Source organism: Ensifer sp. SL37 (genome assembly GCF_026672675.1).
GTDB classification, from domain to species: domain Bacteria; phylum Pseudomonadota; class Alphaproteobacteria; order Rhizobiales; family Rhizobiaceae; genus Ensifer; species Ensifer adhaerens.
In genome coordinates this window covers 1-16,459 of record NZ_JAPPRN010000002.1, presented here as the reverse complement: position 1 = coordinate 16,459, position 16,459 = coordinate 1, and the positions used below count along the sequence as shown (strand labels likewise).

Here is a 16,459-nt window from a genome sequence, read left to right as displayed (position 1 = left end):
CAGATCTGCCCGCTTCGCACGCGTTTCCAGCAGACCAAGACGGCGCGTTTACCTTCCCCGTTGCCACGCCCGACGGCCACCCGGCGCCAGAAAGAGCGGTCCCCCGACGCAAAGACCAGCATGCGCCTGGCCGCGACTGCTCGCCCGAGAACCATCCGCCTCTAAGACGGCCGACGACGTGGCGCGATCGGGTTATTTTCTTATAAGTGCTTTGCCAGCCTATCGGGCGTCGAACCGTTATCAGATCGTCTGAACGGCACACCGGAAAATTGCCGGACTAACCGGGGGTCAATCCCACCTCTTAGAAGTCTTTCCGCGCTTGGCGACAGTGCCAGAATTCTCAGGAGACCGCCTCAATGCCAACTCCGCTCGCAGCGATCGTCAGATATGCTCGACAAAATTCACCTTATTATCGCCAGCTCTATGCCAACCTGCCGCAGACGGGGTGGCAGTTGCGTGCCCTGCCGCTAATTGATCCACAGAATTTCTGGCAGGGCTCCTCGAACATCGATAATTGGCCCGTACTGACAGGTCCGGTTCTGGACGGCCTTGTGTTTAAGACAGGAGGCTCGTCAGGCGACGGCAAGCTATCGATCTATGCTCGTGAGGAATGGCAGCACTTCGTGCGGCAGTTTGGACAGGGCATGAGCAAGAGCCTCCAGGCAGGCGACAGGGTCGCCAATCTGTTCTTCGCCGGAGACCTTTACGCGAGCCTCTTGTTTATCCACGGCGCCCTTCGTTACTCATCCGTGCCGATCTGCGAGTTTCCATTCACTGGCGCAGTTGACGATCAGTCTTTGGCGTCGGCCATCAATGAGTATAATATCACAGTACTCGCCGGCGTCCCGGTACAGCTGGTGCGCTTCGCCAACTGGCTGAACCAGGCCGGCTGCTCTGTCTTTGGGGTCCGTTGCATCATGTATGGCGGGGAAAGTCTTTTTGCCAATCAGCGTGAGGTATTGGAGAAAGCTTTCCCGAAGGCCTGCATTACCTCAATCGGGTGTGCTAGCGTCGACGCAGGTTTGATTGGTGCTTGTCTCCCTGATTGCGAGGTGGACGAACATTGGGTGTTTGACGGGGATATCTTGGTCGAGATCGTCGATGAGACGACTGGTGAAGTCATTGATGACGTCGATCGTGTCGGTGTACTGGTCGTCACAAACCTACAACGCTTGCTGATGCCGATCGTTCGTTACCCCACGGGCGATCTTGCCTGCTGGCGCAGTCCACTCGATACGGCTGTCAGAAAATTTGCCCTGCGCGGAAGGGCTGGTGGAGGCCACCGCATTCGCGTGGGCACACTTTCCCTGTTCCCGGATATGATCGACAAGGCCCTCAATCAACTGGTCGGCCCCACGACATGGCAAATGGTTTTAACACGCCAGGACGATCTGGATCAATTGACCTTGCAAATCGCCGATGATGTCGGCCCCCCTTCGATCAAAGAAGACACCTTGATTGATGGCCTTCGCCTCGCTTTCCCGGCTCTTGCGAACGCACAAAGCAGCGGGCAAATAGCACTTTGTGCAAGATATTTGCCCTCTTCTGCGATGTTCACCCATGCCAGGTCAGGCAAGCTGGTGCGTGTCGTGGATCAACGCCCGTATTACGAGGTCGAAGCATGAGCACGGGCGTCTGCGATTTTGAGATCCGGAGTTTTGTGGAGACCGATGCAGAGGGGATAAGCCAATTGTTCCGCACTGTATACGGTGATAACTATGTATATCCCGACGTCTATCTGCCGGCCATGATCCGTCGCCGAAACGCGACCAGGTGCTGGCAGTCGATGGTGGCGGTGTCCAACGGACACGTGATAGGCCATGCAGCGCTTTGGTATCAGATTGACTTGCCTGATCAGGTGGAGTTCGCGCTGAACACGGTCCACCCTTCCGCTCGCGGCAACGGCATAGCGACCCAACTTGCCCATAGTCTGTGCGAGCGCGCCCGCAGGCAAGGCTATGCAACGCTTACGATTAAACAAGTGTCTTCCCACGGACAGAGCCAGCGCCTAGCGCGCAACCTCGGTTTTCAAACGACCGCGTTGATGTTTGACTACGTCGATTCGCCTTTCGGCGGCAAAAATCGCGAAAGCATAATACTCGGTTGCCTGGCATTGCAGCCTCGCCCTATTCCGGCGATCGATTGGCCCGGCGATTATTCTGGTTGGATTGCCCCGCTCTCTTGCAATTTTGGCAGCACGCCTGCCGAAGACAACCACTTTTCCGTCGCGCCTCTTGCGATCGAAAGCCGAGAGCGGCGAATAGACGTAACCCTGTCGGACCTGCGTTCGCATCATGTCCAAGACGTCGCAAACTTACCTTTCGGGCGATTGACTTACGTCAGATTGGCTCTTGCCCGAGACACACCTTTCGCACTGAAGCAGCTTGGACGCGCCGGCTACTATTGCACCGGTCTGACCCCTGGCCCGCAACGGCAATGGTTTGCCCTCATGGTGCGAGGGCACCGAACGCCGAAACTTGATCTGCACTGCCCAATCGCAATCGCACTGCACGAAAGCCGCTTCATCGGGATGCTGCCGCAGGTCAACAAGCTGCGCTGGCAGCATCATCTGCGTTACGATGTTGCATGACGATGTCTGCCTTTTTCTGAGCGCCATAGGAGCAAATATGGTTTTACTCCCGAACGTCGAGGCGCTGTGCGCCCTTGAAGACCCGTATCGCGCAGACGAAGAGAGCGTTCATCTCTTCGACGCCGCCATGCGCGAACTGACAGCGTATCATTGCGTTCACACCCCCGGCTACAGCCAGTGGCTCGATGCCAATGATTTCGACCGGGAGGCAGCACTCCCATCCGACTGGTCCTTTCTGCCACCGATTTTTACCAACTACTTCAAGCGGCACCTCTTGATAAGTGCGACGGGAAAGGATGCGCTGGAACTTACGTCCTCCGGCACCACAGGACAGAAGAGCCGAATGCGCTATGATGGCCCCAGCATGTTACGCGCCCAATCTATGGTGGGCAGCATTTTTAGCCGCTACGGCTGGGTCACGGACAACGAGCCCTGCAACTACTTGCTGCTGAGCTATGAGCCGGCTGGCGCCATTACCGTCGGCACAGCCTATACCGATCAGTTCCTGTGCAAGTTTGCACCCGTAAATCGAGTAGCATATGCGCTTCGTCACAACGGGGTCGGCAATGAGTTCGACCCGTTTGGCACCATTAAGGCGTTGATTGACTACGCTGCCGAAGGCCTGCCCGTTCGCATCTTCGGCTTTCCAGCGTTCTTATGGTTTACCCTTGAGCGAATGCGGGATATGGGCCTTCCGGCCCTCAAGCTGCATCCCGGATCCCTGGTTTTTCTGGGGGGGGGATGGAAAACCCACGCCGACAAAGCAATATCGAAAGCGTTGTTGCATCAAAGGCTTTACGAACAACTCGGTCTACCAAGCCAACGGTGCCGAGACGGCTATGGTGCCGTCGAGCACCCCGTGCCCTATGTCGAGTGCCAATACCACCACTTCCATGTACCGGTTTATTCACGCGCTTTCATTCGCCACACGGCCACAATGATGCGCCAGCCTTACGGAGAAGCAGGCTTCCTGCATTTGGTGTCACCTTACATAACATCGAGCCCGGCACATAGCGTTGTCATGAGCGATCTGGCGAAATTGCGCCCGGGCGCGACATGTGGCTGTGGCATACAGACGGATTGGTTCGAACTCCTTGGTCGTGCAGGTACCAGCAAAAGCCGCAGTTGTGCACTCGCCGCCTCCGAGCTCATCCAATAGGCGCCACGGCAACCGGAGCGCAGCAACGCCGGAACGAATGCGTTGCCGACAATATAGCCCGTTGCGCGGATGCTGAAAGCCATTTTGTTTCCAACGAAACAAGACCAGATTTTCTCAGATCGATTTCACAGGAGCCGTTAATGTATCTCGCTCAAGGAAGGCTAGGCGCTGCAGCCGATAGCCTCCAAGTGCTAAGCTCTCTGGAAGAGAACTTGCCCCGTCTTCTCGCCAACGCGCCGGAGGTCGAGACAGTACTGGATTGCGCCGGCCGTTTTGCAGATGCAATCCAACGCGGCACGACCGCTCGCGACCTCGACAGTGACACCTGTCGGATGCTCGTCTCGTTCTGTCAGCGGCAAGCCTTGGAAACAAAGCTCGAGCGCGAAATAGGCCAGTTCCGCCTTTCAATTCGCCGCAACTCATATGCCGAACCACATTTCGAAGGCTGGCGGCCGCTCGGCCTCATCGTGCACATCACGCCTTCCAACAGCAAACTACTGCCATTTTTTGCAGTGCTGGAAAGTTTGCTTGTGGGCAATGTAAACTGGCTGCGTCCAAGCAATGACGACCAGGACTTCATGGCCCAGTTGCTGGCCGAATTCTTAAGCTTTGATCAGAGCGGCAAATTGGCAGACTACGTCAGCGTCTTGCCTTTGCCGCACCACGAGATCCATCGCTTGTTTGCGCGAGCCGACGGCGTATCAGCGTGGGGCGGTGATGCTGCGCTCACGCTTATCCGCCAGCAGGTACCCGCTGGCTGCCGGTGGATCGACTGGGGCCATCGAATCAGTTTTGCCTACGTGGTACCAGACGCCGTCGATGGCAGCCAATTTGACGATTTGGCAGACGATATCTGCCAAATCGACCAGCGCGCTTGCTCCAGCCCACAGTGCGTACTCGTTGACAGTGACGATCCGCAGATAATGCTGGAAATCGGGTATCGCTTGGCCGAAGCGTTGATGCGTCGCGCACCGGTGTGGCCACCGACCGAAAGAACGCAGCAGGAATTCGCCGAGGTTACCACGCAAGTTGCCGTGGCGCGACTTGCTCAAAGCTTCGCCGGCGAAACCGGGCACGTTTGGGAGGGTGAAGGTTGGCGCGTCGTCTGGGTTCATCAACGGGAGCTTGCCCCCTCACCGCTTCTTCGCACCGTCCAGCTGCGCCCCATGCCGCGCGGCGACCTTTGCTCTGGTCTTCAAACCTGGCGCACGCACTTGCAAAGTTGCGGGCTTGTCGCCACGGCAAGCGACCAAGTGTCGTTGACACTTGCCTTGCTCGCCGGCGGCGTAACCCGTGTGGTGCCGCCAGGTACGATGCACGAAAGCTATCAGGGCGAACCACACGACGGGGTCTACGCGCTTGGACGCCTTGCTCGCAGAGTTTCCGTGACGTTGCCGCCGGGAATGTTGCCACGTCACGCAGCCCTCGAAAAGGCGCCAGCTCCACCCATAAACCTCGACGACCAACCTGTTATCGGTAAGGCCGAGTTTTCGCTGCTGCCGATAGGGCCAAAATCACAATTATTTTTCCGAAGCGGCGGCACCACCGGTAAGCCTAGGCTCGCCGGCTTCAGCTATCGCGATTATCACAGGCAGATGCAGGCCGCAGCCGACGGTCTGTTTGCCGCGGGGATCGATCCGGCTAAGGATCGCGCGATCAATCTCTTGTACGGCGGAAACCTCTACGGGGGCATGCTAAGTTTCTTCACCATTCTCGACAAGCTGTCGGTGACCCAGTTCCCGATGGGTGGGCCGACCGACGGCGACTATAGCCGCCTGGCAGATCTTATTGTCGCTCACGATATCAACACCTTGATCGGTATGCCGAGCACTATTCACCGTCTGTTTGTGAGCGAGGAAAGACAACTGCGCGCTTATCGCGGGGTAGAAAAGCTCCTTCTTGGCGGCGAGCATGTCAATGAAGCGCAGCGCTCCTACTTCGGCGGATTTGGCGTCTCGCTCATCCGTTCCGCTATTTACGGATCGGTCGACGCGGGCCCGCTCGGGCATGCCTGCACCGACAGCCCGGACGGCACGTTCCATCTGCTCGATACACAATGGCTGGAGATCCTTGCCGAAGACGCGGACCGCCCAGTGGAGAACCTGCAGACGGGCCGCCTCGTTTTCACCTCCCTTGCTCGGGAGGGCCAGCCGATATCGCGCTACGACCTCGGAGACCTTGGTCGTTGGCAACCCGGCCCGTGCGCCTGTGGCTTGGCAACGCCCCGTTTCCAACTTCAGGGTCGCCATGGAGCGTTGCTTCGCGTCGGAACTGTGTTTCTTAACCCTTCCCGCCTGGCAGAACAGATCAACCAGCCGATCCAGATCGTCGTCGGACACGACGAGATTGGGACTGAAACCCTGCTACTTCTTGTTGACGGTGACGTCGCTCGGGCGCTTGCCTGCTTGAGGTCACAGCCAATGATGTTGGGCGTCATCGATGAAGGGCTATTGCTCGCAAAGGTCGTCGCCCTGCCATCAAGCCAGTTTTTCCGCCATCCGCAAAGTGGCAAGGCCCTTTTGGTCCTCGATAATCGTCCAGACGACATCACCTCCCGACAAGGTTCGCGCCGGCCAGAAATAACCTGCAGATGACCGATCCGAGCTATGGCGGGAAATGGGTGACGAGGCCGATCAGGCGGCGCGATGGTCAGGGGTCGTCGTTTCGGCGACACCGTCGGTGAATTTGACGCCGGCGATGACCTTTGGCAACTGATTTTCGCCCTTCAGCCGGCGCCAGGTTTTGGCGGCGCTCATGACGAGCTTGAAGACCATGAGCCGTGCTGTGTTGTGGGACAGGCCTCCCTTGGTTCGCACCGTGCGGTGCCTGACGGTGGCGAAGACGCTTTCGATCGGGTTCGAGGTGCGCAGATGGTCCCAGTGTTCGGCCGGGAAGTCGAAGAAGGTCAGCAATGCCTCGTGGTCCTTCGTCAGGCAGTTGACGGCCTTGGGATATTTGGCCTTGTATTTGTCGACGAAGACGGCGATCGCGACCTCGGCGGTTGCCCGATCCGGGGCATCGCGGACCTCCCTGAGATCGGCCTTCATGTTCGGCTGCACCGACTTCGGCACCTTGTTGAGGATGTTGAGGAGCTTGTGTTGGCAGCACCGTTGATGGCGGGTCGAAGGGAATATCTCCTCCAGCGCCTTCCAGAAGCCGAGCGCGCCGTCGCCCACGGCAATTTCTGGCGCAATCGAAAGCCCGCGGGCCTTCAGCCCGACGAGCAGCTCGCGCCAGCTCTGGGTGCTTTCGCGCACGCCGACTTGAAAGCCGACAAGTTCCTTCTTGCCTTCCGGCGTCGCGCCGATGACGACCAGCATGCAAGCGGCATCGTCCTCCATGCGTGCCTGAAGATAGACCCCGTCGGCCCAGATGTAGACGTAGCGGCGGGCTGACAGGTCGCGGCGTTGCCAGCGATCATAGTCGGCCTGCCACTCCTCCTTCAGCCGGCCAATCACCGAGGGTGACAGGTTCGGCGCGTCCTTGCCGAGTAAGGCGGCAAGCGCCTCCTGGAAATCGCCGGTCGAGATGCCGCGCAGGTAAAGGACCGGCAGCAGAGCGTCGAGGCTCTTCGTGCGTCGTGCCCACTTCGGCAGGATCGCCGACGTGAAGGTGATGCGATCCTCGCCGCAAGTCTCCAAAGCCCGGTCGCGCAGCTTGACGCGGCGCACCGCAACCGGACCGATCCCCGTTTGGATCGTTCTTTCAGGCCCATGGCCGTGCCGCACCACCCGGTCCCGCCCATCGCTCAGGCGTTCGCTGGCCATGGCCGCAAGAAACGCCTCGGCTTCCGCCTCCACGGCCTGTGCCAGAAGCCGGCGCGCGCCTTCGCGTAGAACCGATGTCAGGGGATCATCGAGCGTCTCGGGATGCGGAAAGGAAACAACAGTGCTATCTGTCTTCATGGCGTATCGCTCTTTCATGAGGTTCTGGCAGGCTTGTCACCCGCCTCGATACGCCGCCCTCATCAAGCCGTCATCACCCAGTTTCCGTCATAGCTCGACCGATCCGGCCGGGCGGCGCATCGCCGGTCATGTCGGGCAAAGCTCCTGTCCAGAAATCATTGACGGCGTCATTACAATTCAAATGCGACGTTTCGCGCCACAGTCGAGGTGTCGCCCCATTTGGCATCAGGCTCTTAGCCGGCAGATCCTCGGGTTCGCTGGCTAAAACGCCTTATGGTGCGACCCACGTCGCAGGCATTCCTTTGGATGCTCACGCTCCAGTTAGATTGGGACAACGCTATTTCTTGAAACCACGGAATAGGAAATGACGCTTTTTTCTTCTTCTATCAATCGGTAGATCACTCGACGTTCCGCTTCAGGCAATTCGGAATTCGTTATCGCTTCCAATGTGGTGTCGAGGGCCGCCAACAACTCTGCGTTCGTGCGAAATCGGCCGCTAATCTTCGAAGCTTCCTCGAACGAGAAGCTGAATACGTCCCGCACGAAGTTCATATGGCTGGGGAACTTTTTGAAATCCGTCATACATCATCACCTTTCTTTCCAAAAATCGTATCCGTTTCCAAGGCGTCGCATGAAGGTTCATGCGCTCGCAACTAGGGTTCGTTAACCAGGACTCTCTCAAGCGATTCCGCAGTGAAGCTGCGGCGCATCCTATGTCCGTAAGGGACGGCAAGCCCGAACTGAGTGTGCACCTTCGAATGAGAAAACTGAAGACACTTAAACCCGCGCATGCTCGGACAACTGTCAAGTATCACCTTCGGCATGATGACGGGTGCACATGTTTCGCGAACCAGCCTCTTCAAAATATCAAGGCAATTCACTTCGGTAAAACTCCCCTTGGCAAATCCCGCTCGCGTCAGATTGGCGTGTATCTTGTTAAGCGTTGTCGGGCTGACGGCAGAATAGACCAGTGTATTTTGCGGCACATCCGACCATGAAATCGAGGCATCGCAGAACGAAGGATCAGGAGTGACAAATATCGTCTCGATCGAGGCGAGGGAAAAATACTCAACACTTTTCGGATGAGTATCGCCTTCAATCAAAGCGACGCACTCGTCCCGGCTTTCGAGTGCGTTTGTGATTTGCTGCCAGTCCGCAGAACGCACAGAAAGTTGCCGGTCCTGATAGCTTGAGAACAGACCCGTCAGCCACTCAGTGGATACGATCGATGTGTAGGGTGACTGAATGAGTATCGTCATTGCCTTCTTCTTACCCGTCGCATCAGTCATCGTGTTCAAGATTTGTTCGTACGTCGATATCGCCTTGACAACGTACTCATAAACCTCTTCGCCGCGCGGCGTGAGCTCTGAGCTTCGCACCTTCCCTTTTCTGACGAAAAGCTCGCAACCAATCGTTTCCTCTATTTCACTTATGATGTTTATTACAGCAGGTTGCGATACGTTTGAACGACGCGCTGCATTGGTAAAACTACCAGAGTCAACCGAAGCAACAAAAATACTCCATTTCTTGATGTTTATATTCCGCATTTTTACTCCAAGGCCACCTGGCCAAAATTACGCTTGCTCTAAGGAGGCATAGGCCATCCACCACGACCGAATTATTCTTGGGGCGAAATGCGCGGGATCGGCGTTCTCCCGTTGTCGAAAACGTCCAAGCCGTTCAGCCCGAACAGACCGAAAATGGTGCCGCGGTCTCCAGCATGAGGATTTCGCGCGTCAGAGATCGCGGCTTTTCGCATTGAAGGATCCTTTGTCGGCCAGGCTTCTGTCTGACGCCGCGATGATTGAGCCTGCACCGCGCATTTAAAGCGGTTTGAGCAAACCGTTCTTCGCTCGCCGCGAAGACTGGAGGCGCTCGATAATCAACCGCTCCTTCGTTGTTCGGTCCTATCAAAGACTTCATGACCTGTAAGTGTCCACCACCACTTCTGATATTGGTATTCGATTGGTAAGCTTTTGATAAAGTATTAGCCTATAGGCAAATAAGATTTGAAATCGCTTTGGTTTGCATTTCGAAGCCGGCAGCGAGCCCAAGCAGCTTCGATCAGTACTTTCGGACCCAAAGGGCTCGGGGTAAGCGCCGTCTCCGCCCCATTGGATTGGCTGTATTTTGAGGCTTGCTGCGTGTGCGAGAAGGTTTCCAGGACTATCTGGAGATTTGCATGGCAGATGATGGATTTGTTGGTCGCTATGAGGTTGTTGAGCCGCGGCGCGGTAACCGGCGTTGGCCGGATGATGTGAAGGCTCGGATCGTGGCGGAAAGCCTTGAGCCTGGTGTGCGAGTAGTGGATGTCGCGCGCCGTCACGGCGTTGTAGCAAACCAGCTTTCCGATTGGCGACGTCAAGTGCGTGACGGCATTCTGGTGCTGCCGTTTGCAGCGACAACGACGCTGTCGGAGCACGATGGTATCGAGCCGGCATTCGTGCCTCTGGCAATCGCTGCGGAGCCACCTGAGCCTGTCAATCGTTTGTCGCTTCCGAAGCTGGCCTCCGACGGGCCGCAGGCGCAGGTTTTGACGTTGGAGATTGGCTCAGACGTTGTGATGCGGGTTCCTAACGATGTGCCGGTTGAACGTGTGGCGGCTCTGGTGCGAGCCATGCGAGGGACGGCATGATCGTCGCGGGCCAACGACTGCCGATCCTGATTGCAACGCGGCCGGTGGACTTCCGCTGTGGGCATCAGGCGCTGGCTCTGATGGTGCAGACCGAGTTGAAGCTCGACCCGCATTCCGGGGTGACGGTGATCTTCCGGTCGAAGCGCGGGGATCGTCTGAAGATCCTGGTGTGGGATGGCACAGGAATGGTGCTGACCTACAAAATTCTTGAACATGGAAGCTTTGCCTGGCCCAAGGTGCAGGATGGGACGATGCGCCTTTCCAGGGGGCAATACGAGGCTTTGTTCGAGGGGCTCGACTGGCGGCGAGTGATAGTGCAACGGGTGATCGCGCCGTCGGCGGCAGGGTGAATATCCGGCCGTCTTTGCATTGTTTTGTTTGGCTTTTTCGTGCTGCCTTGCTATAAGGGCGCATGTCATCACCCCTTGATCTCAGCTTGTTTCCGGACCTTCCGCCAGAGGTGGTAAAGGCGTTTGCGGCGATGCAGTTCGAGCTGTCGGTCGAGCGTTCTGCACGTCAGCATGAGCAGGCTGTGGTGGCCGAAAAGGACGCCTTCATCGCCGAGTTGAAGGAACTGATCGAGAAGCTTGAGGGGCAGGTTCACGACTACAGGCGCACGAAGTTCGGGCCGAAATCGGAAAAGCTCGATCCGGCGCAGATGGAACTGGCGCTGGAAGACCTTGAAACGGCAATTGCCGAAACACAGGCGCGGATCGCCGCCGTCGAGAAAAAGATCGAAGCCAGCGCATCCGATCCGGACAAGGCGGCTCCTCGCAAGGAGCGTAAGGCCCGTGCACTGCCCGAACACCTGCCGCGGGTCGAGCGCGTGATCGAGCCCGAGAGCATCGTTTGTCCCTGCGGTTGCGGCACCATGGTTCGGATCGGCGAGGATCGGACGGAACGGCTCGACCGGGTCCCGGCGCGCTACGAGGTGATCGTCACGATCCGCCCGAAATACGCATGCCCCAAGGGTCGAACGGGCGTCGTCCAGGCCAGAGCGCCGGCGCATCTCTTGGAAGGGAGCTGGCCGACTGAAGCCCTTCTGGCTGAGATTGCCGTCTCCAAGCATTCCGAACATATGCCGCTTCTGTGATCGGGCAGGTTCTGTCAATTCGCTATCCACGAGCAGGGCCATGCTTCTGTCCGTGGTCGGCGTTGCCGCCACAAAATGCGAACTAAGGAGGCGGACGGTACAATCTCTACCCCGTGCTTGAAGCGACTCTGGCAGATGCGTACTCAGTCAACCTTCGTCCCCGCTCGGGACACCGTGACCGCCTGCCTGCGTTTCAGCGGCAGACGGTAGACGCGATTAAACGAGCACTTCTTTTTCGGTCGCCCATTTGAATGGAGCTTGCGAACGCCACATGCTGTGAAGAATGACGGCGAGCTTTCGTGCAACAGCGACCCTGGGAGTGTCAGGAATTCTGTGCGGTGGGCCATGAGGTAGACCTCTTCGTATTTCACCGACCGCCACAGCCGCTCGACGAAGACATTGTCCCGCCAGGCACCCTTGCCGTCCATGCTGATCTTGATCTTGTGGTCGAGCAGCACCTTTGTGAAGTCGTGGCTGGTGAACTGGCTGCCCTGATCCGAGTTGAAGATCTCGGGCTTGCCGTAGCAGGCCAGCGCTTCCTCGAGAGCCTCGACGCATGGCGCAGCGTCCATGGTGATCGACAACCGCCACGACAGAACCTTGCGCGTGAACCAATCGATGATGGCGATCAAATAGCAGAACCCGCGCGCCATCGGGATGTAGGTCAGATCCGTTGCCCAGACCTGGTTGGGCCGATCGACCTTCAGAGCGCGCAGCAAATAGGGATAGATCTTGTGCCCATCGCCGGGTGCTGACGTGCGCGGCTTGCGGTAAAGCGCCGCGATCCCCATGCGTTTCATCAGGGTCCGCACATGCAGTCGGCCGACGTCAAACGCCTTCGCGCGTCAGAAGCTTCTGCAGCATCCGGCTGCCCGCGAACGGGTAGTCCAGATGCAGCTCGTCGATCCGACGCATCAGCGCAAGATCCGCCGGCGACGCCGGTTGTGGCATGTAGTAGACGATGCTGCGACTGATCCCCAAAGCTCGGGCCTGGCGGGTGATGGACAGTTCGTGATCGCGGTCGATCATTTCTTTACGCTCCCCAACAGTCCCGCCTTGGTGAGCGCGCCGGATAAAAAATCGTTCTCCAGCGAAAGCTCCCCGATCTTGGCGTGCAGCGTCTTTACATCCACCGCAGGCTCCGACGGCTTTGATCCCGTGTCGAAGATCGCCGTCATGCCCGCAAGCGCCTGATCTCGCCACGTCGTGATCTGGTTGGCGTGAACGTCGTATTGTTGCGCAAGCTCCGATAACGTCTTCTCCCCCTGGATCGCAGCAAGGGCTACACGCGCCTTGAAGGCTGCGCTGTGGTTTCGGCGGGGTCGTCTGCTCAAGTGATTCTCCTGTTACGGCACTCTCGCCGCTCTCAGCCAGAAATTCCACTTAACGACCTGTCCAATTTTCCCGAGCCACCTCTGACTGCTACGTGAGGGCACACCGATGAAGCACATTGCCGATATCCTACGCCATCGCAGCCTCGACACGTCAAAGATCTATACCAAGATCGATTTCGACCGGCTGTCGGCTGTCGCTCTTCCTTGGCCAGGGAGGGCGTGACGGCGATGAAGACAACAATGACGGAGCATGTCGCAGCCTATCTGGCGGAACGCTCGATGCTCGGCTTCAGGGCAGCGGCCCCGACGCTCGGCTGCTGAGGTCCTTTGCAGGTTTCGCCGACGAGCAGGACTGCGGCACACTGACCAACGACCTTGTCATCCGCTGGACAAAGGAGCGGTCGCGCATCAGTCTCCCCTTCACCTGGGCTGGACGGCTGGCAGTCGTGAAGCCTTTTGCGGCCTACATGACGCGCCTGGATCCGGCGACAGAGTTTCCAGAAACGCAGATATTCGGAAAGTCGCGGCGGAGACTGACGCCCCATATCTATACCGACGACGAGATCCTCGGCCTAATGGCCGCGGCCCGCGCGCTCCAATCGCAGGTGAACTGCGATCGGTCGTGTTCGAGGCGTTGATCGGATTGATCGCCGCAACCGGCCTGCGCATTTCGGAGGCGATCAACCTGCGCTGCTGCGATGTCGATATCGAAGCCTGCTGTGCAACGGTGCGCATGACCAAGTTCCGCAAGTCTCGGCATGTGCCGTTTCATCTGTCGGTTGCCAACGCGCTTGGTTCATATCTGCATATTCGAGAGCGTTTCGTCAGGCTGGAGGAGGAGCAAGCTTTCTTCACCATCGCAAGTGGGCAACGCCTCAACAAGCGAACCGTTTACGGCGTCTTTCAACGACTTCGCCTCGCAGCCGGAATCGTGCCGCGCGGTTCCTATCCCCACGTTCGCATTCATGATCTGAGGCACACCTTCATCTGCCGCCGGCTGGAGCGCTGGCAAGCAGACGGATGCGACATCGACAACGCCATCGCGGCGCTCTCGACCTATGTCGGTCATACCAAAGTGTCAGACACCTATTGGTACATGACTGGCATCCCCGATCTGATGGCTATCGCCGGATCGCGTTTCGAAGGCTTCGCCCTCGGGGAGGACGCCCATGTCTGATCGCAAGGCGCCGTCCCTCTCTAACCTCGTCCAGCGCTTCTTTCTCGAGCATCTTGGCCAACACCGTGCCGTCAGTCGTCAGACGGTTGCAGCCTATCGCGATACGCTGAGGCTGCTCCTGGGATTTGCCGCACAGCGACTGCACCGAACACCAAGCGCGATTGCGCTGTTGGACCTCGACGCGCCGTTGCTCCTGGCGTTTCTTGATCATCTCGAGAACGAACGTGGCAACAGCGTGCGAAGTCGCAATGCGCGCCTCGCGGCAATACGGACTTTCCTAAAATACGCTGGACACCACGACATCGATGCTCTGGCCACCATCGAACGGGCGCTCGCAATCCCGCAAAAGCGATTTGACCGGCCCATGGTCGGCTTTCTGTCGAGAGATGAGATCCGCACCATCATCGAGGCCCCGGACGCTAGAACTTGGGCTGGCCAGAGGGACCGCGCCATGTTCAGCACCCTTTACAATACAGGCGCGCGTGTTTCCGAGATGATCGGCGTGCGCTGGGGCGATGTCGTGCTCGAAGGACAACCGGCTGTCCATTTACATGGCAAAGGTCGCAAGGATCGATCAGTACCGCTGTGGCGAACAACGGCTTCGCTGCTTCGTAGCTGGCGTCGGCGGCTCGGTGAGCCGCCTGCCGATGCGATGCTTCTTCCAAACCGCAGTGGTGGCCGGATGACACGCTCGAACGTGACGCAAAGGCTACAGCTTGCGGTCGAAGTGGCTGGGTGCAGGCACCCGGCGCTCATCGGTCGAGCAGTAACGCCGCACGTTATCCGCCACACGACGGCGATGCATCTGCTGCAGTCCGGCGTGGATATCACCGTCATCGCCCTCTGGCTCGGTCACGAGGACACTGCAACGACGCACATGTACGTTGAAGCCGACCTCACGATGAAAGAGCAGCGCTGATGAAGCTGCAGCCCGCCGGCGCCTCTGCCGCACGCTTCCGAGCTTCCGACGAACTGATGACCTTTCTACAGTCGCTCTGATTATGTTGAGATCGTTGTGGCGGACACGGCCGCCGTGCTGCTTCCGCCACGATACCTGCGCATAATCCCAAGCTTCGCATAATTTCTTTTATGCAAAGATTTGCATAACGGGAAAAATTGGCTCTTCGCTGGCGCCGACACCGGCGCGGAGACCCTGGCACGGGCCATGACAATCATCGAGACAGCAAAAATGAACGGCATCGATCCGCAGGCCTACCTGGCCGACGTGCTCGACCGTATCCATGATCACAAGATCAATCGGCTCGATGAACTGCTGCCGTGGAACTGGCGGCCTGCAATCATCACATGTGCCGAGGCCGCCTGATGGCAACGATAACCCATGTGTTCACCATCAACCATGTCGCGGAAATGCTCGAAGAGGATCCAGAACTCCTTCTGGCCATCGTCAGAAACTCCGACAATCTGACCTATGGAAACATCATCAGCGTTGTGCACGGTGACGATGAGACAATCACCGCACTGACCGACGATGGCATCGACGAGCTTAACCAGATGCTCTCCGATGCTCGCCGTTCGCCCGAAACCTGGAACGACTTCCTCGACAGCTTTGTCGACGACGAAGAACTTATCGCTCGCGTCAAGGCGAAATCTCCGCGGTAACAATCGGCCGGTTACCCTCGCGCTCAAGAAGAAGCGCGAGCCATTCGCCATGCTCGAGGTGTCTGGCTTCCGGTTGCGCCTCGAGTTCCTGATAGGCACTGGCCATGCCTGTCAGGCCGAGTTCGCGCAGCATGTCGATGGCGGGATTGGTCAGCATTATCAGGTGTCTCCTCAATGGAAGTAGCCGGGTCCACGCAGGTTTGCGTGTTCCATGACGGCGGCGGGTTCGGTGGAATGTCTGGCGGCCTTGTGGGTGGCGATGAGCGAGGCAATGGTCTTGCAGGTCAGGCCGCCGATCTCGACGGCGCGCGCCGAAACGGCCTCGGCGCGCTCGCGGCCGATGTCGCGATAAAGGCGCAGGATGCCGAGGCATGTTCTGAAGCCCTGCTCGGGATGCGGCCGGCTGGCGAGGATGGCGGTGATCAGCCCTTCGGTCTGCGGACCGATCGACGCGCCCCATCGCCGGAAGCGCTCCGGCGTCCACTCGGCATAGCGGCGGTGGGAACTCGGCATGTGCGCCGGGTCCGTTCCATAGCGCGGCCCGCCATAGCGGCGCTGATGGACCGCAACACGTTTGCCGCGATGGAAGACCTCGATCATCCGCGCTGTCGCCCGGATGTCGACCTGCTGGCGGATGAGGGTGTGCGGGACGGAATAGAAGAAGCTCCTGAACTCGACATGATAATCGGTCGAAGCTCGTGCAAAGCGCCATTCGGCGAACTCGTATTGCTCAGCAGGCAAGCTGGCGAGCGCGGCGCGTTCGACGGTGTCGAAGAGGTGTTTGCGGCTGACGCCGAGGCGACGCATGACGTGGGTATTGATACGTTCCAGCACCTCGGCGATGGCAGCGTTTGCCTCGGCAAGCGAGAAGAACGTCTGTTTGCGCAGGCGACCGAGGATGCAGCTCTGGGCGAAACGCATGCCATTCTCGACCTTCGCCTTCTTT

At 58.3% G+C, this 16,459-nt stretch carries 13 protein-coding genes and 4 pseudogenes; 11 read left to right on the top strand and 6 right to left on the bottom strand.

Going from position 1 to position 16,459, the window contains the following annotated elements; translation table 11 throughout:
• Positions 1 to 356: 356 nt before the first annotated feature.
• The 4 genes from OVA00_RS07815 (at position 357) to OVA00_RS07800 (ending at position 6,343) form a co-directional block, all read left to right on the top strand.
• Positions 357 to 1,625, top strand: coding sequence for a phenylacetate--CoA ligase family protein (locus OVA00_RS07815; protein WP_268088527.1), 1,269 nt, complete (start codon positions 357 to 359; stop codon positions 1,623 to 1,625).
• Complete coding sequence (locus OVA00_RS07810) at positions 1,622 to 2,590, top strand: GNAT family N-acetyltransferase (RefSeq protein WP_268088526.1); 969 nt, start codon at positions 1,622 to 1,624, stop codon at positions 2,588 to 2,590. Before OVA00_RS07815 ends, OVA00_RS07810 begins: the two co-directional genes overlap by 4 nt.
• Positions 2,583 to 3,749, top strand: a complete 1,167-nt coding sequence (locus OVA00_RS07805; protein ID WP_268088525.1) for a LuxE/PaaK family acyltransferase — start codon at positions 2,583 to 2,585, stop codon at positions 3,747 to 3,749. The genes OVA00_RS07810 and OVA00_RS07805 overlap by 8 nt, the downstream gene beginning before the upstream one ends.
• Positions 3,750 to 3,961: 212 nt before the next feature.
• Positions 3,962 to 6,343, top strand: coding sequence for an acyl-CoA reductase (locus OVA00_RS07800; protein WP_268088524.1), 2,382 nt, complete (start codon positions 3,962 to 3,964; stop codon positions 6,341 to 6,343).
• 39 nt (positions 6,344 to 6,382) lie between these two features.
• Here the strand turns inward: OVA00_RS07800 and OVA00_RS07795 are convergent, their stop codons facing one another.
• From OVA00_RS07795 to OVA00_RS07785, 3 genes are all read right to left on the bottom strand, one after another.
• On the bottom strand, positions 6,383 to 7,654 hold the full coding sequence (locus OVA00_RS07795) for an IS256 family transposase (RefSeq protein ID WP_268088851.1): 1,272 nt from the start codon (positions 7,652 to 7,654) through the stop codon (positions 6,383 to 6,385).
• 321 nt (positions 7,655 to 7,975) lie between these two features.
• Positions 7,976 to 8,236 (bottom strand): hypothetical protein, encoded by a 261-nt coding sequence (locus OVA00_RS07790; RefSeq protein ID WP_268088523.1) that lies wholly within the window; start codon positions 8,234 to 8,236, stop codon positions 7,976 to 7,978.
• A gap of 71 nt (positions 8,237 to 8,307) precedes the next feature.
• On the bottom strand, positions 8,308 to 9,201 hold the full coding sequence (locus OVA00_RS07785) for a LysR family transcriptional regulator (protein ID WP_268088522.1): 894 nt from the start codon (positions 9,199 to 9,201) through the stop codon (positions 8,308 to 8,310).
• A gap of 635 nt (positions 9,202 to 9,836) precedes the next feature.
• Here OVA00_RS07785 and tnpA point away from each other — a divergent pair.
• From tnpA to OVA00_RS07770, 3 genes and pseudogenes are all read left to right on the top strand, one after another.
• A complete protein-coding gene (gene tnpA / locus OVA00_RS07780) occupies positions 9,837 to 10,289 on the top strand; it encodes an IS66-like element accessory protein TnpA (RefSeq protein ID WP_268088521.1) in 453 nt (150 codons plus the stop codon).
• Positions 10,286 to 10,639, top strand: coding sequence for an IS66 family insertion sequence element accessory protein TnpB (gene tnpB, locus OVA00_RS07775; RefSeq protein WP_268088520.1), 354 nt, complete (start codon positions 10,286 to 10,288; stop codon positions 10,637 to 10,639). The genes tnpA and tnpB overlap by 4 nt, the downstream gene beginning before the upstream one ends.
• A 62-nt stretch (positions 10,640 to 10,701) precedes the next feature.
• Positions 10,702 to 11,376, top strand: a pseudogene (locus tag OVA00_RS07770) (IS66 family transposase zinc-finger binding domain-containing protein); the annotation flags it as partial.
• A 344-nt stretch (positions 11,377 to 11,720) separates the two neighbouring features.
• Here OVA00_RS07770 and OVA00_RS07765 read toward each other — a convergent pair.
• Positions 11,721 to 12,716 (bottom strand): annotated as a pseudogene (locus OVA00_RS07765) (IS3 family transposase); the annotation flags it as partial.
• 622 nt (positions 12,717 to 13,338) lie between these two features.
• Here OVA00_RS07765 and OVA00_RS07760 point away from each other — a divergent pair.
• The 4 genes and pseudogenes from OVA00_RS07760 to OVA00_RS07745 all read left to right on the top strand — a co-directional run bounded on the left by OVA00_RS07760 (position 13,339) and on the right by OVA00_RS07745 (position 15,513).
• Positions 13,339 to 13,893 (top strand): tyrosine-type recombinase/integrase, encoded by a 555-nt coding sequence (locus OVA00_RS07760; RefSeq protein ID WP_268088519.1) that lies wholly within the window; start codon positions 13,339 to 13,341, stop codon positions 13,891 to 13,893.
• Entirely contained in the window at positions 13,886 to 14,812 is a 927-nt protein-coding gene (locus OVA00_RS07755) for a tyrosine-type recombinase/integrase (protein WP_268088518.1), read from the top strand. The genes OVA00_RS07760 and OVA00_RS07755 overlap by 8 nt, the downstream gene beginning before the upstream one ends.
• A gap of 192 nt (positions 14,813 to 15,004) precedes the next feature.
• Positions 15,005 to 15,217: pseudogene (locus tag OVA00_RS07750) on the top strand (transposase domain-containing protein); the annotation flags it as partial.
• Entirely contained in the window at positions 15,217 to 15,513 is a 297-nt protein-coding gene (locus OVA00_RS07745) for a hypothetical protein (protein ID WP_268088517.1), read from the top strand. The pseudogene OVA00_RS07750 and the gene OVA00_RS07745, both read left to right, overlap by 1 nt.
• A gap of 16 nt (positions 15,514 to 15,529) precedes the next feature.
• Here the strand turns inward: OVA00_RS07745 and OVA00_RS07740 are convergent.
• A pseudogene (locus tag OVA00_RS07740) lies at positions 15,530 to 15,670 on the bottom strand (AAA family ATPase); the annotation flags it as partial.
• 14 nt (positions 15,671 to 15,684) lie between these two features.
• Positions 15,685 to 16,459, bottom strand: a 775-nt coding sequence (locus OVA00_RS07735; protein ID WP_442780467.1) for a Mu transposase domain-containing protein, incomplete at its 5' end; no start/stop codon positions are given.